1 protein-coding gene and 1 pseudogene are annotated in these 1,377 nt (G+C 34.6%); one reads left to right on the top strand and one right to left on the bottom strand.

Going from position 1 to position 1,377, the window contains the following annotated elements; genetic code table 11:
- Positions 1-254 precede the first annotated feature (254 nt).
- Positions 255-947, top strand: a complete 693-nt coding sequence (locus ACFIKD_RS09395; RefSeq protein ID WP_273791729.1) for a hypothetical protein — start codon at positions 255-257, stop codon at positions 945-947.
- Between the two features lie 152 nt (positions 948-1,099).
- On the opposite strand, the pseudogene ACFIKD_RS09390 reads toward ACFIKD_RS09395, so the two are convergent.
- Positions 1,100-1,377 (bottom strand): annotated as a pseudogene (locus ACFIKD_RS09390) (hypothetical protein); the annotation flags it as partial.

Here is a 1,377-nt window from a genome sequence, read left to right as displayed (position 1 = left end):
TGACCTGCTGTCTGCTTTATTTCTGATAGCCATTGTTTAAAACGCAAGTAACGCATTCCACCGCCTTCAAAACGGCGTGATTGAAAATTCACGGTACCACTGAATATGTCACTCTCGGCATTGCGAAACGCCCAACCCATCTTCGTACCTAGATCAAAACAAAGAATCGTGTTAATCACCACACCGCTCCATACAAAATGTGTTTTATAGAAGTGTTTTTTTCCGAAAATGAAGGAAAGAAGGGTGTAAGAAGTATGCAAATAGATAAAGATGTTATAGCTATAATTATTAGTATCTTTTCCCTAATACTATCGTTGTTTTTAAGATACGTAGATCTCAAAAAAGCAGAAAAGACTCGAAGAGAAGATTTATGCAATGTAGAAAAACAGTTTAACCATCTAGAAGAGCAAAATAAATCATTGCAAAAGCAAGCCACATCATCAGAAAAACATGTCAATTTTTTACTAAAAACAAAAGAAGAACTGGACTTAGGACCACCGCTACAGTTCAATGTACATAGTCCTACTCCAGACAAACATGATCCTAATAAATTTAGTGTCATATTATACATTAAAAATCCTACAGAAAGAATGATTAAAATAAATCACATATGGATAGAGAAAAAATGCCAATTCGAATTTGATAAAATAGTTTATAGCAACGGTACATTTATTAGCGGAAATGGCCAAATAACTATCAACCCCACATCTCCGAAACATATAGACCTAATAAAACTCGAAACAGAACAAACCTTACAAAATGGTCTTAATTCCTTTAATAATATAATCGGTGGACAAGAAATTAAATTAGAATTTTTCATTTGTTCCTCAAAATTGAATAAATCAGATACTCCGCTTTTTATTATGGAACATACTTCCTCAAGTAATCCTCAAAAAACAATTAAAGCTTCTTTTTGGACCTATTTCTTATCCCCTCATTCTTCCTAAGTTTATCCTCTAGATCCCATATTATTCTTTTTTGTTTAATTATCTCATCCCTAAGCTCTCCTGCCTGTTTAAAATAGTGATAAACCTCATAAAGCAAATATAGATTGGTAGTTATAGAAAGAACTGTTGCTACTAAACTCATCTTTCTCTCCTCACTTACCCTTCTTCTTACTCTTCTTATTCTTATGAGTCGGCGCTTTTACTGCTTCATCACGCGGCTTAAGCTTTTGTGTTAGTCTTTGAATTTCCGCATCACGTGATTGCACATCTGCTTCGAGTGTCGCCACAACTTCACTTACATTTCTGAATGCCTTTTCATGCTCTTCTATCTTTTGTTTCAGTTCTTCAACTTTCTCGTCGCGTGATTGAACATCTGCTTTTAGTGCCTGTATCTTTTCACTTTTCCGTTTAAACTCTTCTCGGTACGCAT

It is taken from the genome of Bartonella sp. CR84HXZ (assembly GCF_042194535.1).
Classification (GTDB): domain Bacteria; phylum Pseudomonadota; class Alphaproteobacteria; order Rhizobiales; family Rhizobiaceae; genus Bartonella; species Bartonella grahamii.
This window is presented reverse-complemented; position numbering and strand designations above follow the sequence as displayed.